The 19,106-nt window shown below is 40.5% G+C and carries 17 protein-coding genes, 1 tRNA gene and 1 pseudogene; 10 read left to right on the top strand and 9 right to left on the bottom strand.

The genetic code is table 11. The annotated features are described in order from the left end of the window. Positions 1–110 precede the first annotated feature (110 nt). Entirely contained in the window at positions 111–1,202 is a 1,092-nt protein-coding gene (locus HMPREF2086_RS04575; protein ID WP_023927593.1) for an NAD(P)-dependent alcohol dehydrogenase, read from the bottom strand. A gap of 288 nt (positions 1,203–1,490) precedes the next feature. Here HMPREF2086_RS04575 and rplU point away from each other — a divergent pair, with 288 nt between their 5' ends. The 4 genes and pseudogenes from rplU to obgE all read left to right on the top strand — a co-directional run bounded on the left by rplU (position 1,491) and on the right by obgE (position 4,078). Beyond that, positions 1,491–1,811, top strand: a complete 321-nt coding sequence (gene rplU / locus HMPREF2086_RS04565) for a 50S ribosomal protein L21 (protein ID WP_023927592.1) — start codon at positions 1,491–1,493, stop codon at positions 1,809–1,811. Between the two features lie 198 nt (positions 1,812–2,009). Next, positions 2,010–2,255: pseudogene (gene rpmA / locus HMPREF2086_RS04560) on the top strand (50S ribosomal protein L27); the annotation flags it as partial. A gap of 177 nt (positions 2,256–2,432) precedes the next feature. Beyond that, entirely contained in the window at positions 2,433–2,930 is a 498-nt protein-coding gene (locus tag HMPREF2086_RS04555) for a DUF2059 domain-containing protein (RefSeq protein ID WP_023927590.1), read from the top strand. 41 nt (positions 2,931–2,971) lie between these two features. After that, positions 2,972–4,078, top strand: a complete 1,107-nt coding sequence (obgE, locus tag HMPREF2086_RS04550) for a GTPase ObgE (RefSeq protein WP_023927589.1) — start codon at positions 2,972–2,974, stop codon at positions 4,076–4,078. Between the two features lie 148 nt (positions 4,079–4,226). Here the strand turns inward: obgE and HMPREF2086_RS04545 are convergent, their stop codons facing one another. The 3 genes from HMPREF2086_RS04545 to HMPREF2086_RS04530 form a co-directional block, all read right to left on the bottom strand. After that, entirely contained in the window at positions 4,227–4,646 is a 420-nt protein-coding gene (locus HMPREF2086_RS04545) for a hypothetical protein (RefSeq protein WP_023927588.1), read from the bottom strand. Between the two features lie 63 nt (positions 4,647–4,709). Further along, complete coding sequence (locus tag HMPREF2086_RS04540; protein WP_023927587.1) at positions 4,710–5,942, bottom strand: ammonium transporter; 1,233 nt, start codon at positions 5,940–5,942, stop codon at positions 4,710–4,712. A 602-nt stretch (positions 5,943–6,544) separates the two neighbouring features. Further along, positions 6,545–6,622: transfer RNA gene (locus tag HMPREF2086_RS04530), tRNA-Pro, on the bottom strand. Between the two features lie 198 nt (positions 6,623–6,820). Here HMPREF2086_RS04530 and HMPREF2086_RS04525 point away from each other — a divergent pair. The 3 genes from HMPREF2086_RS04525 to HMPREF2086_RS04515 all read left to right on the top strand — a co-directional run bounded on the left by HMPREF2086_RS04525 (position 6,821) and on the right by HMPREF2086_RS04515 (position 8,671). Further along, complete coding sequence (locus HMPREF2086_RS04525; RefSeq protein WP_023927586.1) at positions 6,821–7,105, top strand: hypothetical protein; 285 nt, start codon at positions 6,821–6,823, stop codon at positions 7,103–7,105. Between the two features lie 147 nt (positions 7,106–7,252). Next, the gene (locus tag HMPREF2086_RS04520; protein ID WP_023927585.1) at positions 7,253–8,089 is read left to right on the top strand and encodes a hypothetical protein; all 837 of its coding nucleotides are present in this window, start codon (positions 7,253–7,255) and stop codon (positions 8,087–8,089) included. An 81-nt stretch (positions 8,090–8,170) separates the two neighbouring features. Then, positions 8,171–8,671, top strand: coding sequence for a hypothetical protein (locus HMPREF2086_RS04515; RefSeq protein WP_023927584.1), 501 nt, complete (start codon positions 8,171–8,173; stop codon positions 8,669–8,671). A gap of 140 nt (positions 8,672–8,811) precedes the next feature. Here the strand turns inward: HMPREF2086_RS04515 and HMPREF2086_RS04510 are convergent, their stop codons facing one another. Next, entirely contained in the window at positions 8,812–9,813 is a 1,002-nt protein-coding gene (locus HMPREF2086_RS04510) for a hypothetical protein (protein WP_023927583.1), read from the bottom strand. Between the two features lie 215 nt (positions 9,814–10,028). Between HMPREF2086_RS04510 and hemB the strand changes: the two genes are divergently transcribed. Together hemB and HMPREF2086_RS04500 are read left to right on the top strand one after the other, a co-directional pair. Continuing rightward, a complete protein-coding gene (gene hemB, locus HMPREF2086_RS04505) occupies positions 10,029–11,066 on the top strand; it encodes a porphobilinogen synthase (RefSeq protein WP_023927582.1) in 1,038 nt (345 codons plus the stop codon). A gap of 158 nt (positions 11,067–11,224) precedes the next feature. Further along, positions 11,225–11,989, top strand: coding sequence for a pseudouridine synthase (locus HMPREF2086_RS04500; protein WP_034561039.1), 765 nt, complete (start codon positions 11,225–11,227; stop codon positions 11,987–11,989). Positions 11,990–12,179: 190 nt separating this feature from the next. Here the strand turns inward: HMPREF2086_RS04500 and serA are convergent, their stop codons facing one another. The 4 genes from serA to HMPREF2086_RS10755 form a co-directional block, all read right to left on the bottom strand. Then, positions 12,180–13,766 (bottom strand): phosphoglycerate dehydrogenase, encoded by a 1,587-nt coding sequence (gene serA, locus HMPREF2086_RS04495; RefSeq protein WP_023927580.1) that lies wholly within the window; start codon positions 13,764–13,766, stop codon positions 12,180–12,182. Between the two features lie 42 nt (positions 13,767–13,808). Next, positions 13,809–14,279 (bottom strand): hypothetical protein, encoded by a 471-nt coding sequence (locus tag HMPREF2086_RS10760; RefSeq protein WP_023927579.1) that lies wholly within the window; start codon positions 14,277–14,279, stop codon positions 13,809–13,811. Between the two features lie 89 nt (positions 14,280–14,368). Further along, entirely contained in the window at positions 14,369–16,030 is a 1,662-nt protein-coding gene (locus HMPREF2086_RS04485) for a 30S ribosomal protein S1 (RefSeq protein ID WP_023927578.1), read from the bottom strand. 295 nt (positions 16,031–16,325) lie between these two features. Then, complete coding sequence (locus HMPREF2086_RS10755; protein ID WP_148374470.1) at positions 16,326–17,156, bottom strand: hypothetical protein; 831 nt, start codon at positions 17,154–17,156, stop codon at positions 16,326–16,328. Between the two features lie 153 nt (positions 17,157–17,309). Between HMPREF2086_RS10755 and dnaG the strand changes: the two genes are divergently transcribed. Next, complete coding sequence (gene dnaG, locus HMPREF2086_RS04475) at positions 17,310–19,055, top strand: DNA primase (protein WP_023927576.1); 1,746 nt, start codon at positions 17,310–17,312, stop codon at positions 19,053–19,055. Positions 19,056–19,106: the final 51 nt, after the last annotated feature.

The raw sequence follows: 19,106 nt of genomic DNA, 5'->3' as shown, positions 1-19,106 counted from the left end.
GCTAACTGTGCTTTAAAAACGCAACTAGCGTTACATAAAATTTTTATATAACGCTTTGTGCTCTTATAATTTGAATTGTCAAGAGTATTTGTGATTTGCACTCTTTCCCACTAAAGTTTGCTCATATCCACCACATAGCGAAATTTCGCCTTGCCATTAGTAAGATTTTCATAAGCGGTGTTGATTTCATTTGGCGCGATGATTTCAGTCTCGGGGTAGATTTCGTGTGCGAGTGAAAAATCTAGCATTTCTTGGGTTTCCTCTATCCCGCCAATCATCGAGCCATACACCTTTTTGTTGGCATTAAAGATGAGGCGAGTCATATCGTTTTTGATTGACTCATCGGTTGGTGGAAGCCCTACTATTGCCATTTCCCCGCCACTTTTGAGGAGATTTACATACTCAAACGGGTCATAGCGCGTAGGAATCGTAGAGATGATAAAGTCAAATCGCTCCTTTACCTCGCTTAGTTTATCGGTGGTGTAGAGGGCTTTTGCGCCGATTTTGAGTGCGTCTGCTTCTTTGTTTTTGTTTCGCGCAAACACACTCACTTCCGCGCCCATTTGCAGTGCGTATTTGAGTGCCATTACCCCTAGCCCGCCAAATCCTGCCACGCCGACTTTATCGCCCTTTTTCACGCCGCTAAATTTAAGTGGTGAATAAGTAGTGATTCCAGCGCAAAGCAGTGGCGCGACTTTTTCTAGTGGGGCGTTTTGTGGGACTTTTATGGCAAATTTTTCGCTTAGCACGATATTGTTACTATATCCGCCGTAAGTTGGCTCATTGTTATGGAAGCAATCAAGGCAGTCATAAGTAAGCACCATTTTGCCATTTTCGCAAAACTGCTCCCTGCTTGCCTTGCACGAATCGCACTCGCCACAGCTATTTACCATACAGCCTACCCCCGCGTAATCGCCGACTTTGAATTTACGCACCTCGCTACCCACTGCGACTACGCGCCCTGCGATTTCGTGCCCGGGCACCATAGGGTAGATGCCATCGTGCCACTCGCTTCGTGCGCTGTGTATGTCGCTGTGGCAGATTCCCGCATAGAGTATCTCTATGAGTATGTCGCCCTCCCCTAGCGCGTGGCGTGAAAACTCAAAAGGCTTAAATGTATCGCTTTTGTGCGCGACTGCAAAGCCTTTTGCGCTGATTCGCTTGCCCTCTTTGGCTTCGGTTAGATTTGATTGAAGTAACATTGTGTCTCCTTTTAGTGAGTTTTTAGATTTTTTAGATTCTATGCGTGGCTTTATTGTGCGTGGTTTTTGTTATTTGACGCATTCCATATTCATAAAATCTAAAAACGCAATTATAAAACCTGATAGCAACTATCAGTCAAGGGATTTTGTGAAATTTTTTGATAAATTTTTTAAAATTTTAAGCCAAAATCTATCAGCATAATGCGAAAAACTTGCCAAATAAAGTCTAAATTAAATATTTTTGAGGTAAAATAGCCATTTTTTATTTCCAAATTTTAAGGATACGCGATGAGTGAAAATTACGCGATATTTAAAAATGGTGGTAAGCAGTATAAAGTCGCGCAAGGCGATATTTTGCTACTTGACAAACTAGGCAAAGAGCCAAAAGAAAAGCTAGAATTTGACGAAGTGCTAGCCTTGCATAATGGCAAGGAGCTAAGCATTGGCACGCCTTTCCTTAAAGGCGCGAAAGTGCAAGCAGAAGTCATAAACGAGGGCAGAGGCAAGAAAGTCATCGCGTTTAAAAAGCGCAGACGCAAAGACAGCAAGACAAAGCGCGGATTTAGGCGAGATTTCACACGCGTGCGAATCCTAAGCATTGCGGGGTAGATTCTTGCGATTGGATTTTGTCGCATAAAAGTTTGTAAAAGTTAGTTCATAGAAAACTTATGCAGGGCAAAATCTCTAGAATCTAGAGAACATAAAGGCAAACAAAGCAAAATCTTAGGGTTTTTGCAAAGCCTTATGGGAGGCTTTTAAGAGACCTTAAAAAGCGCAATCAAGGCAAATACACTAAAAGGAGCAAAAATGGCACACAAAAAGGGACAGGGTAGCACCCAAAATAACCGAGACTCAGCAGGACGCCGACTAGGAATCAAAAAATTTGGCTCACAATTTGTGCGAGCGGGCAATATCATCGTTCGTCAGCGCGGGACAAAAATCCACGCAGGCGATAATGTAGGCATTGGCAAAGACCATACGATTTTCGCGCTCATCGATGGCGTGGTGAAATTTACCCAAAAATCAAAACTCCGCAAAAAAGTCTCTGTCATCGCACAAGGCGAGCTTGTAGCACAAGCTAGCCCAAAGCAAGCAAAGAGCGCAAAGACTGCGACAGCGCAAAAAAGCACAACAAAGTCAAGCGCAAAAGCGACAAAAGCGCAAAAGGCTTAAGCAAAGCATAAAGAATCTCTAAAGAAGCAACCAAAAGCTAGGCAAGGGCAAGGGGCGATGAAAAGGCTAAAACACTTCAGCGTAAAAAGTGCCTTGCGTGCGCTTAGTTTTGGTGCATTGCTTGGTGTGTTTTGCTTTGGCGTGGCTTTGGCTGATGAGTATCAAAAAGCCTTAGAGAAGTTTTTGGAAACCTCACAAACTAATGCCGCGCTTAATCAACTTCTAAATGACAAACAAGCCCTTGACGCGCTGTATAAAGAATATGGCAACAAACTAAGCAACAAACAAAAACAGCAAATCGCCAAAGCCTACCAAGAATACATAAACGGCGCATACAACGATATGATGGCGATAATGCCAAGTGTGTATAAAAAATATCTCTCTCTTAGCGACTTACAAGAACTTACGAAATTTTACCAAACGCCACTAGGTAAAAAACTCGCCAAAATGCAATTCTCAATGGTAAATGAGGATTTAACGCCCATAATGATACAAATCCTCCAAAAGCACCTCCCCGTATTCCAAGAAAAATTCCAAGCGATTTTGCAACAATAGATTTACTCATCTAAAATGCAAAGCCACAAAGCCTTACACAAATGTTTGTTGATAGCGTAGATATTTTTATCACTTCGGGCAGTGGCGGTGCTGGGTGCGTGAGCTTTCGGCGCGAAAAGTTTGTCATTCAGGGCGGACCTGATGGCGGAGATGGCGGCAGGGGCGGCGATGTCATCTTTGAAGTGGATAACAACGCCCACACGCTCGCAAACTTTCGTGGCAAAAAGCACCACAAAGCGGGCAATGGCGAGGCTGGCAAGCCAAAGCGGTGCGCGGGCAAAAGTGGCGCAAACTGCGTTATCAAAGTCCCGCTTGGCACGCAGATTTTAGACATTGAGAGCGGGGGGGTTTTGCACGATTTTGGCATAGATTGCAAGGATTCTAAAATGGCAGATACGCGCTTTGTCGCGCTAAAGGGTGGCAAAGGCGGACTAGGCAATGCACATTTTAAAACCGCGACAAACCAAGCCCCAACTTACGCGCAAAAAGGCATAGCAGGCGAGTCGCTCCACATAAGGCTGGAGCTAAAACTCATCGCAGATGTGGGGCTTGTGGGCTATCCAAATGTGGGGAAATCTACGCTTATTTCTACGCTCTCAAACGCCAAGCCCGAAGTGGCAAATTATGAATTTACCACGCTTACGCCACATTTGGGCGTGGTAGAAAGCACGCAAAATGGGGCAAACGGGCTTAAAGGCTTTGGAGAATCGTTTGTAATGGCGGATATTCCGGGGATTATAGAGGGGGCGAGTGAGGGCAAAGGGCTTGGCTTGCAGTTTTTGCGACACATTGAGCGCACGAAGTTTTTGCTTTTTGTGCTTGATTGCACGCGTTTGGAGTTTGGGCATTTAGAGCTTGCACACTTAGAATTTGAGGTGGGGCTAAGCCTTAAAGAGCAGTTTTGCACCCTAAGGAATGAGCTGCAATCCTACTCAAGCACGCTAGCTACGCGCCCTTTTGGAATAGTGCTTAGCAAGATTGACGCCTTGCAAGATGAAGCCCAAATCGCGCCACAAATCGCGCAATTAAGCGATTTTGCCAACTCTTTGCAATCTCCCCCAGCCTTTATCCTGCCCATCTCTGCAATCACACGCAAAAACCTCAATGAGCTAAAACTCTACTTATTTCAATCGCTACAAAAACTCTAAAATACTAAAATCAATCCGCAAACGATTTTAATAAATTTTAACCTCCCCACAAAATAAATCCAAACAAAAAACCTATTTATACTTGGCATTTTGCATAGCTACAAAATCTAGCGATTAAAACAAATCATATCAAAGCAAAATCTAAATTCTAGCGATTAGATTTTTGCAAATCTTTTAGTCGTAGCTCCTCTTGCTTAGCAGCTATATATTCTATGTGGGCGATTTTGCATTCTAGCTTTGCTTGAGTGATTTGATGAGGATTTTTGCTAGAATCCAAAATCGCTAGATTTTGCTTTGCTACCTCATATCGCTTTTTTGTTTTGGCTATGTATTCCTCCATTTCCTTTAGCACTGCCTCATCATCACAGGATTTTAGGAGAGAGTCAAGCTTAGATTTTGCTTCTTTTAGCTTATTTTCATCAAATTTTTTGCTATTTTTGTAGGCTTGATAGGAGCGCACCCCCTCCATTGCTTTGTCAATTTTATAATCGCATACCGCTCCCGCATAAGCCATAGAGCAGCACATAGCGCAAACAAAAATAGATTTTATGCCACTATGTTTTGTCATCGTGCTACTCCATTTTAGATTTTTTGCTTTTTGTGCTTTGTGGAGAATTTTACCTACTCTATTTTATTCTTTCATATCGTAGGCTTTTTCGCCGTGTAAGCGCAAGTCTAGCCCCTCTTGCTCTACTTCCTCTTTGACGCGCAAATCCGTAATCAAGCCAATGCCCTTAAAAATCACAAAACTTGCAATGCCAGAGAGTGCTACACACACCACGATAGCAAAAATCTGTTCAAAAAAGAGCTCATAAGAACCGCCAATAAGCAGTCCCTCGCCTAGCGCACCCTGCTCTACTACTGCGGGATTTACCTCGCCAGAGGCAAAAAGCCCCACAGCTACGCCACCCCAGATTCCGCCGATTCCGTGTAGTGAGAACGCATCAAGGCTATCGTCCCATTTGAGTTTGTATTTGATATAAAACAGCCCAAAGTAGCACACCAGCGCACTTATCATACCGATAAGCACGCTCGCCCAAATGCTTACAAATCCTGCACCCGGGGTAATTCCAACAAGCCCAGCCACAAGTCCGCTCAAACCACCTAGCACGGTTGGTTTTTTGTGCTTTACCCACTCTAGGAGCACCCAGATTAAAAATCCGCTTGCCGCTGAAATAATCGTTACGATAAAAGCATTTACCGCGATTTCATTGACTGCGCCAGCACTCCCAGCGTTGAATCCTAGCCAACCGATGAAAAGCAAAATCGCGCCCAAAAACGCATAAGGCACAGAGTGCGCTCCACTCGTAGAAGCAGGGGTTTTGCGCGCACCTACGAGCAGCGCACCAACTAGCCCAGCCACGCCAGAGCTGATATGCACCACGCCACCGCCTGCGAAATCTAGGCTACCTCTAGATTCTAGAAATCCGCCGCCCCAAACCATATGCGCTAGCGTGTCATACACTATCGTGCTCCAAAAAAGTAAAAACACCACAAGCACGCCGAGCTTCACGCGCCCTACAAGCGAGCCTGTGATAATCGCTGAAGCAATGAGCGCAAACATCATTTGAAAGAGCATAAACAAAATGTTTGGCACGCCATCATCGTTATAGCCAGCGATACCAGCGAGCGCGAAATTGGCAAAATCCCCGATAATGCCCGCATTATCACCGCTAAAACTCAAACTAAAGCCCACGATAATCCACTGCAAAGTAATCACGCCAAAGACGATGAAGCCGTTCATAATGGTATTGAGCGTATTTTTTGTGCCAACCATACCAGAATAAAACATCGCCAGCGCAGGCGTCATCAGCAAGACTAAAAGTGAGCACAGCATTATGAAACTTGTATTTACAAAATCCATTGTCGTTCCTTTGTTTTCTCATTCGCCGTTTTTGGCAAAAGTAAAGAATCCTAACAATGCTTTGATAAGAAGTCGTGTAAAAAGTCGCATATCCACATAAGTTCTTAAGTGGGTGGCTTTGCCTAAGGCTTTTGGCAGAAGTTACAAATGCTGATATTATGGCATTTGACACGCCTCATACAAAGCAATCGTAATGGAGTTCTAAGAGTTGGTAGCCCTTTGGCTACGGAAAAATTTTATCAAAAAAATATGTAAATATCTAAGCTAGATTTTGCAAAAAAAGATAAAAAAATCAAAAAAAATAAAAACACAAGCAAATTAAGGTAAAAAAAGATTTTACAAAGATAGATATTGCAGAAAAATTGGCAGATAAAAAAGCGGATAAAAATTGCAAGGAGTTTTATATTTTGTTTGGGTTTTTTGTAGTGTGAAGTTTTGTGTGAGTTTGTGGAAGTTATGGAAAATTTTTGCGGAAAGAGTTTTTGCAAAAAATTGCAAAAAAAAATGCGGAAAAAATGTGGGGAAAATGTGAAAAAAAACTTATGAGATTCTATCAAGCAAAATCTTAAAACGATTTGATAAACATAGTGGCTTATCATCAGTGGTCGGAGTAGCGGGATTCAAACCCACGACCTCACCCACCCCAAGGGTGCGCGCTAATCAGGCTGCGCCATACTCCGTGCAAAAAAACATTTGCAAAATGACTAAATCCCACAAAATCTAAAATGCTTGCTTGGTATCTAATTGCTTGGAATCCAAAATAGTCAAATGCAAAAACGCGTATTATACAATAGTATTTGCGTATTTTTGATTTTTTGGAGTAAAATTTGATTTTGTTTAAAAAAGCGTAAAAAATAAAAATGCTCTAAGGAGACAAAATGGCGTGGTGTAATTTTTGCAAAAAGCTAAAAGTGCGTAGCACGGATTTTATTTTTATGATAATAATGTGTGTCATATTATACTTTGTGTATAAATGGCAATTTGCCTCCATACAAGAGGAGCAAGCCCAAAAAAAAGCACAAAAAGAAGCCACTCAACAAAAGCAAAAAGAGCAAGAGCAGTATCTAGAGCAAATACGACAAATGCTAGACTCTATGTGTCAAAACGGCGATAAACAAGCCTGCGAACAACTCCAAAAACACCAAGAAACAAAATCCAAGTAAAATATATGCAAAATCAATGCAAAAATAAAATCCTTAAAGTTTTTGTGTATAATGTGGTGGCGTGCAAAATCTCTAAAAAAGATTTTGCATAAAAATGGCAAAATATAAAACCACAAAAACACTTCAAAATCTCCAAAAAGGCAAAAAATGGCGATGAAAAATCTGCAAACAAAACTAGCAAAACAATCCTATCAAACTTCGCAAAAAACTTCATACACAAACCAAACAAAACTAATGCTTACCATAGTATTTGTAAGCGTTTTTGGACTTAGTGGGTGCTTTGGATACAAAGCACTACCAAGTGTAAAAAATCCCCCTGAAAATCCCACTCCACAGAAGTGTCCAAAAGTCCAGCAAATAGTAATCGGGCTTTTAGATGACACTCCTTGTGAAGACTGCGCCCAAAAAGACGGCATAAAAGAGCTAGAAAAGCCACTATCCACAAAAGATTCTAAAAAGTCCAAAAAACCAGCGCAAGAATCAAACACAGATGAGTCTAGCCAGAGTGAGCCAAACCCCACTAACAATGAGCTAGAAATCACACAAGATGAAGCAGAGCAAGCACTTCTAGCAGGGCTAAATGACTTATGCCAAGAGTTAGAGGAAATGTATGTAGTAAGCCTGCGATATGGAAGCGATTTGGCAGAGAGCACTTCTAAGGGGACATTTGTCGCTACAAGCATAAAACAAGCTAGTGTAAAGCTAGAGCTAGAATTTATCCCTGATTTTTTCAATGGCGAACGAAAGCGGTTTAGTGCGAGAGCAAATGCACAAATGGAAATCAAAAGCAAAAAAGTGCTAGAAATCGGCAAGCGCGTAAGTATAGAGCCAAAGGACAAAGCATATCTAGTGCGCAAGGCTATGGACTCTGCGATAAAAGAAATATCTAAAGGCATAAAAAGAGCAAATGCTTCTAGCCAAAATCCTAGCTCAAGTCCTACCAAAGCAACCACTAAGCGAGCTAACAAGAAAAAAGCAAAGTAAATTCTACAAATAAGATTTTGGCAAACATTTTAGCGAGATTTTTTGCAAGCAAAGGTTAAATAAATAAAAGGCTTAGATTCTATGAAAAACATTTTTTTTGCTATTTTTTTGGCTTCTTTTTGTGCTGTGGATTTCGCCACTGCCAAGCAAACCACAAAGCAAACACAACTACGCAAAAAACCACAACCAAATACCACTGCAACACCACAAAATATGCAGGCGTTTATCGTGCATTGCGAGCGGTGCATTATCCACATTTCTTTTGATGAAGTCGAAATCGCAAGGCTAAAGCGAGAATTTGGCGAAATAGGATTTTATGAAGTGGTTGATGATATAAACTACCACAATGCTAAGCTATGGGACTATGCTCGTGCAAATGGCATAGAAATCGAGCATATCGAGCCTAGTGAATATGGCTTTGTCGCGTTTGCAGATATGACGCTAAATACTAGCGAAAACAAGCGCACGCATTGGATGTATCTAAAAGATAGATTCCCTCAAAAAATAGAATACTTATCCAATCCTAGAGAGGAAATAAACGAATACTTTAGCCTCTCTATGCAAAAATCATCGCAAAAGTGATTTTTACACGAACATTACATAAAATCCATTTTTTGTAATGTTTTCTATTTTTGTAAAAAAATGATTTTTCAAAAAAGCAAGTAATACGATTTTTACCCAACAAATCCTAAAATCTAAAAAACACACAATTTATAAAACGCCTAAAACACAATTTGCAAGTTGCTTATTTCTTTGTGATGTCTAGCTATATCAGTAAATCTATGCCGAAAGGTTTTAAACTTTTTGGCAAGATTGGCACACAGCTCTTGGAATCTCTCGCGTGAGAGTGCGCTAGCAGCATCTATACAGACTTCCAAAAACATTTCTTCTTTTGTGCTATGAAGCGCGTCTTTGAACTCATCAAAATACATTTTGACTTCTTCTTCCTCTTTTTTCTTTTTTTGTAGCTCTTCTTGAATTTGGATAAGTAGCTCTCCCAAATCGTGCATAGAAAGCCCCAAAAGATAGCCTTTTTCAAAGCCATTTGAAATATTCAAAATCTGCTTAATAAGCTCAATTTTTTCTTGACTATTATCATAATACACACGATAAGTTTCTTCTAATTCTTTAGGCATATAGTCCCGCACGATATGTAGCTTCATACACGCAATTTCATAAATTTGGCTTAAGTATTTTTTGTCGTTTGAGCGGGTGTATATGTCTTTTAGCTCGATTAGATTATCTTTTTTGTCGTAGTAAAATTTCAGTAGCGTTTGCGCTTCCTCCGTAGGAAGTGTGCTTAGATTTCGCTCTAGGGCTTCTAGCCATAGCTCTTGGAGCTGACTTCGCTTAATTCTCATCATTTTTTCTAGCTTAGCGATTTTGGTGTGCTTTGTTTTCATAAAAATCACTTCTGCGACTTCTCGCACGCTATAATTTTCTATGTATTCATCAAGCATTTCATAGATTTTGACATTATCTTGCTCGATAATTTGGGCAAGCTCTAATGGGATTTGGAGGTGTTGCAAATCCTTTCTTTGCACTTCTTTGGGAGTTTGAGGAATAATGTCGATTTGCTTTTTTGCTTGGTAGAGAAACTCTTTGGTTTTTTCCTCATAGTCGCGCAAGATTTGCTTATCATTCATTGAAGCGATTTGCTCTTTCGTGTAGCCTTTGGATTTGAGATAAGAAGTCATTAGATTTAAGTCGTGGCTTGATAGCATTTTTTTCCTTATAGATTTTGCTTTTAAGCGCGTAAAGGATTTTATTTGTGCAAAAAGGCTAGCACATTGCATTTGGTATAAAAATAACCAAAATTTTATCAAATAAATGCTATATTTCTACGATATTTTTGGCTTTTGTAGATTTTTGCAAGGCTTTTGCAGACTTGAAGTAGCTGCAAAATCTCGTGCAATCTAAGTAGCTTTAAGGAGAGAAAATGACGCAAAACACACAAAAACAAATGGCGGAGTTAGATTTTAAGCGGTTTCGCAGGCTAAGAAGTAGAGAGATATTGCGTGATTTGGTGCGTGAGACGCATTTGAGAGTGGGGGATTTTATCTATCCGCTTTTTGTGGTAGAAGGAGAGGGGATAAAAAATGAAATAGCCTCTATGCAGGGGGTGTATCAAATGAGTTTAGATACACTGCTAAAAGAATGCAAAGAGCTAGATTTGCTAGGGCTTCATAAGGTGCTACTTTTTGGGATTGTAAAGCAAAAAGATGAAGTAGGTAACCAAGCCCTAAACCCGCAAAATATTGTGTGTGAAAGTGTGAGGGCTATCAAAAAAGCATATCCACATTTTTTGGTAAGTGTGGATTTGTGCTTTTGTGAATACACTAGCCACGGACATTGCGGAATCCTAGAATCAAATCAAAGCCAAAACCCAAGTCAAAATATAAGCGTGGATAATGACAAAACTTTAGAGATTTTAGCCAAGCAAGCTATCAATCTAGCAAGTGCAGGAGCGGACATCATCGCCCCAAGTGCTTCAATGGACGGAATGGTGCGCTCTATTCGAGTAGGGTTAGATAGTGCTGACTTTGCAAATACACCTATTATGAGCTATTCTACGAAATTTGCAAGCGCGTATTATGGACCATTTCGTGATGTGGCGCAGTCTGCCCCTAGCTTTGGAGATAGGAAATCCTACCAACAAGACATAGCCAACCGCAAAGAAGCAATCAATGAAAGTCTAACCGATGAAGCGGAGGGAGCGGATATTTTGATGATAAAGCCAGCATTGGCGTTTTTAGACATTGTGCGAGATGTGAGGGAGCGCACACTGCTACCACTAGCTGTGTATAATGTCAGTGGCGAATATGCTTTAATGCAGGCGGGCAAAAACGCAGGCGTAATTGATTATGATAAAATCGTGTTAGAAACGCTTGTGGGATTTAAGCGAGCGGGGGCAGACATCATCATCTCTTATCACGCAAAAGAAGTCGCACAAATGCTAGCAAAATCCAAAATCTAGAATAAAACTAAAAAATGACAAAAAACAAAAAATCAAACGCGAAATCTAGCAACGCAAAATCTAGCAAAAAAACTGAAAAAAAATCTAGCAAAAAATTTGGCGCAAAATCGCACGCAAAATCTAGCGTAGAAACAAAATCGCAAAAAGAACAAAAGGCAATTCGACTAAATGCCTACATAGCGCGACATTGCCATTACTCTAGGCGACAAGCAGATGAAGTCATCACTAGCGGGCGCGTAAAAATAGGGCGCAAGATTGCCACACTAGGAGAAGTGCTAGCAGGTGGGGAAAGAGTGTTTGTCGATGGGAATTTGGTGCGCGAAAAAAGCGAAGCACACTTTAGCGCGATAGTCTATCACAAGCCAAAAGGCGAGCTAGTAAGCAGGGTGGATTCTCGCGGTAGACGCGTGGTTTATGATGGATTAGGAGAGAAATTTAGGCATTTTACACCTGTTGGCAGACTAGATTTTGCAAGTGAGGGGCTACTAATCCTAAGCGACTCAAAAGGCGTGGTAAACGCACTAATTGGTAGTGATTTGGAGCGAGAATATATCCTAAAAATCGATTCTAAAATCTCACCAAAAATGCTAGAAGCTATGCAAAATGGACTAAGCCTAAAAAACGCAAAAGCAGGTGGACATCGACTTAGTAAGATTATTTCTATGGATTTTGCACCATTTTCTAGCGTGCAGATTATCAAAAATACACACACTTTTTCGCGACTAAAAGTAGTGATAAATGAGGGACAAAATAGAGAACTTAGGCGATTTTTTGCGCATTTTGATGCTAAGGTGCTAGACTTGCGGCGCGTTCGATTTGGATTTGTCCATCTAAATGCCTTGCCCGTTGGCAAATCTCGCTTTTTTAGCAAAGATGAATACAAAAACTTGAAAGAGTTTATGAAGTCAAAAAAATATCTATAAAATTTTTATTGCTTTTTTTATTGCAAAAAGCGTATTTTTTAAATCTATGGCAGGTAAAGTGGACTATAAAACAACTGCAAAATTTATAAGCTCAAAAAAAAAAAAAAAAAACAAGATTACCCCGTATTCACTCAAATAACGGGGTAAAATCTAAAAAGGCAACAAAAAATAAAACCCCCTTTAAGAATTGCTAAATTACCGCAGCATTTAGCGATATGCAGGCTGGAATCTTAGATATTTCCTCCATTACGGATTTGGGAGCTTCTTCATCAATAAGGATTACAGCGAGTGCTTCGCCTTTTGCATTTCTAGCCATACGAAAATCTCCAATATTGATTCCGTGATTGCCTAGTATTTGCCCTACACTTCCCACTACACCGGGCACATCGGTGTTTTTGAAAAATATCATTCGCCCCTTTGGCTCAAAGAGAATCTCAAATCCATCTATCTCGCTAAGGCGGACGATTTTGTCCTCAAACACCGTTCCACTCACGCTTAGGCTACCTTTGCTAGTGCTAGCAGTGAGGGTTATTAGATTTTTATAAGAAGTAGATGATTCTTTGGTGGATTTTATCACTTCTATACCGCGCTCTTTGGCGATAAATGGCGCATTTACATAGTTGATTTTGTTATCAAGAGATGGTTTTAGCGCACCCACTATCGCATAAGTCTCTAGCGCGTCAATATGGCTACTAATCTCGCCTTGTGTAGTAATTTTTAGCGAGGTTATCGCTCCTTTGTCGATTTGGGCTATCAAAAATCCCATTTTTTGCATAAGCTCGGCATAGCACGCAGCAAAATCAGGGACATTTGCGCCTTTTGTGGGGAGGTTTAGCGCGTTTGGATATGCAGCTCCTCGCGCAGCTTGCATAGCAGCTTGTGCTGCTTGGATAGCGATTTGCTCTTGGGATTCTAGTGTGTTTGCACCGATATGTGGCGTTACATAGACATTTGGCAAATCTAGTAGCTTGCAAGTAGTGCCGGGCTCTTTGTCAAAGACATCGATTCCAGCCCAGCGGATTTTGCCACTCTCACACCCAGCATACAAATCATCTTCGTTGTATAGCCCGCCTCTAGCGCAGTTTATTAGCACTACGCCGTCTTTCATTTTGGCGATTTCTTTTGCCGTTATCATATTTTTTGTTTCGGCATTTTTGGGGGTGTGGATAGTGATAATGTCGCAAGAGAGAATCTCATTAAAATCTTTTGTGTATTTGATTCCCAAATCTGTAGCTTTTGATGGCAATATATATGGGTCGTAAGTGATGACTTCCGCTTCAAATGCTTTGGTGCGGATTCCCACGCGTGAGCCGATATTCCCAAAACCTATGATTCCCACTTTTTTGCCCTTTAGCTCTGTGCCATACCAATCCTCACGCTTCCATTTGCGCTCATCTTTTAGCTGATGATTTGCACTTGGGAAATTGCGAATCGCACTTAGGATATGAGTCATCGTTAGCTCAACTGCTGCGATTGTATTTGCAGTGGGGACATTCATCACTACGATACCTTTATAAGAGCAGGCTTCTATGTCTACATTATCCACACCCACGCCCGCTCGCACGATAGCTTTTAGGTTTGGCACACTGCTTAAAAACGCATCGCCCACACCCGTAGAACTCCTAGTGATAGCTACATCTGCTTCGCTTAGATGTTTTAGTAGCTCATCTTTTGGCAAGCTAGCTAGATTTAGCATTTCTATGTCGCTTTCATTTGATAGTAGCTGCAAGCCTTTTTCGTGGATATGGTCGCATACAGCGATTTTGTATTTGCTCATTTTAGATTCTCCTTTTGTGGTTTTGTGGTGGATTTGGTAGAACTATTGATAAGTGAATGGAATCTCATAATATCGCAACTCTTGTATGAGATTTGTCGCTTTTTTGTGTTCTTTTGGTAAATAGACGATTATGTCGGTGGAGTTATGGTTTTTGCTATATGCAAAGTGTATATTTTGCGCTTTGAAAACTTCATTTAGGCAAGCTAAATAGTAGGGGTTTATCGCAGTGATTAGGAGTTTTTGAGGCACGGGGGGTATGTCTGGATTTACAAAATCTACAAACACTTCAAATTCTTGTGCGGGGTAAGTGTAGGATTTTCTAAAGTTTTTGGCATTATCAAACCAATGCTCAGAAGTGTCTTCGGGGGATTTTGCGATAGGTGCTTCGTTGAAAAACTTAAGCACAATGCCATTTTTTGATAGATTTTCTTTGTAGTGGGATAGCCACGCTAGAGAGCCGCCCACGATAGTCCCTATGAGCGCAATCCCACCTAAGACATATCTACCTTTCATCACTCTCCCCTTTTTGCTATGTTGTCATAAAAGCTAGCAAATCTCATAACTTTTATGCACTTGTGCCCCTATCGCAAAATTTGGGGCTTTTATTTTCCTTGTATTTTGTTTTTTAGCTTATCGCCTAGTGTCATTTTGTCATCATTGGCACTATTAGCATTGAAAGCCTTTAGTTCATCTTTTTGTTTTTGTCTATCTAGCTTTTTGACAGACACTCGGATTCTATTTTTGTCGATAGGCAAAAGCACTCCCTCAATCTCATCGCCAACCTTTAACTCTTCTTTTTTGATAGGATACAAATCCTCGTTTTTGATAAGCGCGTCCATACCATCTACTTGGATAAACACACCAAAATCCTTAATATCAATCACTTTGCCTTTTAAAACCTCATCAATTTTGTGCTTTTTGGCAAAGTTTTGTGCAGGGGATTCTTCTAGGGCTTTTTTGCTAAGCGTTACACGCTCATTTGCGGTGTCTATTTTGATTATGCAGACTTCGACTTCATCGCCCACTTTTAAATGCTCCTTGCATTTTGAGCCCTTTTCCCAAGAGAAGTCTTCATTATGCAAAAGTCCATCAACCTCGCCAAGACTGATAAACGCACCAAAATCCGTAATAGTAGCAACTTTGCCCTTGATAATGTCATTTACCTTGTGTGATTTCGCAAAATTAGCAAATGGCTTTGGTAGTAGATTTTTAAGAGAAACGCGAAGTCTGCGTGATTTGGTATCTATCTCTATGATTTCGACATCAATTTCTTGCCCTACTTTTAGCTGCTCTTCAGGGTGCTTGATGCTCTTGTCCCAAGAGATTTCGGAGATATGCAAAAAGCCCTCTACATCATTGCCAATGTCTACAAACGCGCCATAAGGCTCAATATTTGTAACCACAACCTTGATAGCATAGCCTTTTTGCAATTCTTTTTGCACTTCTTGCCACGGGTCTTGGCTAACAGCTTTTATAGAAAAAGATAAACGCTTTTTTTCCTCGTCAAATTGGACAACTTTTACAGAAACTTTATCGCCCTCTTTGTAGAGTTTGGAGGGATTTACAGGTCCTCTATGGCTTATCTCACTATAATGCACTAGCCCCTTTACCCCCTCTACTTCGACAAACATACCAAAGCTAGTGATAGAACGGATAATCCCCTCATAGACTTTGTCGTGGTCTTTTAGTTTTTGTAAGCCCTCTGTCTGTCTTGCGTCATCAATTTCAAAAAATCTCTTGCGAGATACAAGTATGCTATTCTCGTTTGGTCGCACATCGGTTATACACACCCTCACTCTTTGCCCCACTGCTTTAGCAGGGTCTCTAAACGCAGAAGCGTATTTTGGCATAAAATAGTCTATACCATCGGATTCTACGATGAAACCACCCTTGTTTTTGCGTGTGATTTTGCCATCGACAACGCTATCTTTGAAATTCTCTCCTAGCTGTTTTATCTTGGCTTGGATTTTGCCAATCTTAACTGCTTTTTTGTGCGAGATATTGGGTCGCTCCCCTCTGCTAGAGGATACAAACACTTCTATTTCATCGCCTTTTTTTAGGCTGATAGTCCCCGAAGTGTCAGCCACTTCGCCCAAACCTAAAAAGCCCTCTACTTTCTCTCCCACATCGACAAGCACCCCATCTTCGCGCACGGCGATAACCTTGCCGATTTTTATTTGTCCTTTTTCTTCTTTTTTTTCACTCTCTTCAAGCAGTCTTGCAAATTCTCCGTTATCTTCGACATCATCTAGGATTTTTAACATCTTAACCTCTTAATCTTAAAAAATGTTTGGCATTATAACCTAGCTTGGCTTGAAAAAGCCTTAATTTATGCCAAAAGTTTGCTTATACTGTTGCAAAATTGATTCCAAAATGTGCAAAATGCCCTAAAAGTGCGCCAAAAATAACAATTTTATGTGTGATTTTCTAAATATTTTTAGTATTTTTGTGGAATTTTATAAAGTTTTGTAGAATTTTTGTCAAGCAAAACCATAAAAAGAGCAAAGAAAAGCGCAAGCCTAAAATCTAAAAAACCAAAAAATAGCTTTAGATTTGATTCTATCTTTTTACGCCAAGTTTTTTTGTCTGTGCGAGCAGACAGCTTGCATCATAGTATGATAGCGTGGTGGGATAGCTATACACTTCGCCACGCGAAATATCTATCCGCGCAATCGTCTGATAAATCAAATCCTTGTAAATCCCCTCAAACACGCACGGACTATCATCTATACTTCCGTCAATGTAAAAAATCCGCTTTTTTGTCGGTAAATCATACCAATCCATAATAAAATGATACCCCGAGCTTACTTCCAAGCTAGTTGTATAATCCGTGATAATAGGATAAGTCTCCTCCCTACAATAATACATTCCGTCATAATTCACGCACGATGATTGGTCTATCATTTTTGAGGGCAGATAAGACACGCTTGAAGTGGGTATGGTTTTGGTAAGTTTTGTAAGGCTTATAAATACAATATTTCTAGCCTTTTTGCGCGGAAGCTGTCCTTGTGCATATAGTGCAGTAAAGCCTTGTTTAGATAGCTCCTCCATTACAAAAGGCACATACGAAGCGGCAAGCAAATCTCCCTTTTGATAAGCGATAATCGTGGGTGCGTGCAGATTGAAAAGATAATTATGCTCTTTTGATGAGAGATATTGCATTTGCACAAAATTCCCCGAACAACCACTAAAACCAAGCATAAATAGCGTAGCAAAGCCCACAGCGTGAGCTAGGCTAGAGACTAAGCCAAGTTTTAGTCCAAATCGTAGTTTTTGTGGCTTTGAAAAAATCTGCCTAAAAAGATTTAGGAAAAATGTAGCGATATGTTGCAAGTTGTAAGCACGCACGAGATTCTCCGCTATTTTGTATTGTATTTTCGGTTTTGTCAAAAACTTTTATCCAAGATTTTTCTACAAAAATTCAAAAAGCAAAATACATTCCTAAATAAATGACATTTTCTTTAAGAAAAATACTTGTGCTATAATTTTGCAAAAACACAAAAGACAATACAAAAAGTCCCAAAGTATTCCAAAAGGTGAGGCGTGATAAGTCAAGCAAGCATACAAAATCTAAAAAACTACATAGACATTGTCGAAATCATCGGCAGCTATATTGAGCTAGTGCCTGATGGCAGTGGGTTTAAGGCATTATGCCCCTTTCATAGCGAAAAAACCCCTAGCTTCAAGGTATCGCCACAAAAGGGCATATATTTTTGCTATGGAGCGTGTTCAAAAGGCGGAGATGCTATAAGTTTTGTAATGGAGTATGAGCACTTAGGCTACAAAGAAGCGATTGAGAAAATCGCTGATATGTGTGGATTTACCCTAGAATACGACAACAAAAAAGAAGTCAAAAAAAACGACACGCTAGAGAAAATCGCGCAATTTTACGCTCAAAATCTATCCAAATCGCCTTTGCACCTAGACTACCTAAAACAACGCGGGATAGATGAAAATCTAATCAAAACTTTTTGCTTGGGCTACTGCCCTACAAGTGCACAAAATCTAGGTTTTGCAAACGCAAATGGATTGGATTTTAGGGAATTGCTAGAATATGGCGTGCTAGGCAAAAGGCAAGATTCTAGCAGTTCAAGCTACGCAAGCGTGCAAAATAGCGCAGGACTAAAGACAAATGCAGGGCTAAGAGCAAATGAGCGAATGTATGCGAGATTTAGTGATAGAGTGATTTTTCCTATACACTCGCCAAATGGCAAAATCGTAGGATTTGGCGGGCGCACGCTAAATGACAACGCAGTCAAAGAGGGAAAGATAGGTAAATATATCAATTCCCCTCAAAGCACGATTTTTAATAAATCAAAGCTACTATATGGCTACCATATCGCAAAAAGCGCGATTTTTAAGCGCAAGCAAATCATTATCACAGAGGGCTATCTAGATACGATAATGCTGCACAAAGCAGGTATCACAAACGCCGTAGCCACGCTTGGCACAGCACTCACAAAAGAGCATATACCACTGCTTGATAAAGGTTCGCCCGAAATCATACTAGGCTTTGATGGCGACAAAGCAGGGATAAATGCTGCCTTTAAAGCTTCTAAGCTGCTTGCCCCGCTTAGCAAAAAGGGCGGAGTAGTGATTTTCCCAGATGGTGCAGACCCTGCTGATATGGTAGCACAAGGCAGGATAAGCGAGCTAGAGCAGATTTTTGCTTCGCCTGCGCCTTTTATAGAGTTTTGCTTCAGGCATATCATAGAAGCGCACGACATAGAAAAAAACCCACTTCAAAAAGAGGACGCTCTCAAAGAATCTAGTGAGTTTTTGCACTCACTTAGCCCACTAATGCAAGAAGAATATGTAGGATTTTTAGCAAATCTTTTGCATATCCCACAGCGACTTATCACTACCAAGTATGACAAAAGCGCACTAATCAATCTCCAAAACACAAAATCCAAAATCTACAAAAACACCGCCGTGCTAGAATCTAGCGGAGATAGGCTAGAGCGGCTCATACTGCGCTATATGCTAGAAAATGAGAGTTTGCTAAATCGTGCGCTAGATTTTATTGATGTGCGGATTTTTGTGGATTATAGAGAGGCTTTTGAAGCATTGTGCGCGGATAACAAAAATCACCCACTGCTTCTAGGAATCGCGCTAGACCCTTTGCCTTTGCGAAATGATGATGAGGGGAAAGGTTTTGAAGAAGAGCTAAAATATTTTATTAGGCGATATTTGGAGCGAGAGCTAAAGCTAGCCACAGATATATCGCTTATCACACGGCTAAGGAGCAAAATCGCCAAGCTAAATAAAGGCGAGCTACAAACGATATGAAAATCTAATAAAGCAAATTCCCACAAAACTAGAATCTGCAAGAGTAGAATC

This window comes from Helicobacter macacae MIT 99-5501 (genome assembly GCF_000507845.1).
In the GTDB taxonomy this organism is placed as follows: domain Bacteria; phylum Campylobacterota; class Campylobacteria; order Campylobacterales; family Helicobacteraceae; genus Helicobacter_B; species Helicobacter_B macacae.
The sequence above is the reverse complement of the archived record's forward strand: the minus strand, read 5'-3'. Positions and strand labels throughout refer to the sequence as shown.